This window comes from Streptomyces millisiae (assembly GCF_031845425.1).
In the GTDB taxonomy this organism is placed as follows: Bacteria; Actinomycetota; Actinomycetes; order Streptomycetales; family Streptomycetaceae; genus Streptomyces; species Streptomyces millisiae.
Genome location: NZ_JAVREM010000229.1, coordinates 1 through 489 on the forward strand (window position 1 = coordinate 1; position 489 = coordinate 489).

Genomic DNA, 489 nt, shown 5'->3' on the forward strand with positions numbered 1-489 from the left:
GTTCGTTACCGGGTATATCGAGTTCTCGGCCGCGAGCGGCCCCGACCGCGTAGATGACGGCATGGTGATGAGCGAGCAACTCGTCGTGAGTCAGGTCCGAGCCGATCTCAACATTCAGATAGCACCCAAACCTCTTGTTGCTGAAGACATGTTCGAAGATCCGCACGACAGACTTGGTGTGCTGGTGGTCCGGCGCCACACCCGCCCTGATCAATCCGAACGGAGTGGGGAGGCGTTCGAATAGATTTACCTCGACTCCGTCGACACCGATCAGGGCAGCGGATGCGTAGCAGGCGGCTGGGCCGGCGCCGACGACGGCGACCCGCAGCGCACCTGATTTGACGGTGGGGCGGTCCACCAGCGCAGCCGGGGTGTGCGTCTGCGGTTGGTGACGTTCGAAGTAGCCGGCGTTGATCTCGCGGAACCGCTCCTGGTCGGCTGGTAGGTCTTCGTCGTAGTAGATCGCGTCGACCGGGCATTCCTCCAGGC

Annotated in this window: 1 protein-coding gene; it reads right to left on the reverse strand. The window is 62.8% G+C overall.

Features of this window, described 5'->3' with window-relative positions:
- Positions 1–489: NAD(P)-binding protein (locus RNC47_RS36385; protein ID WP_394814960.1), on the reverse strand; the 489-nt coding region annotated here is incomplete at both ends.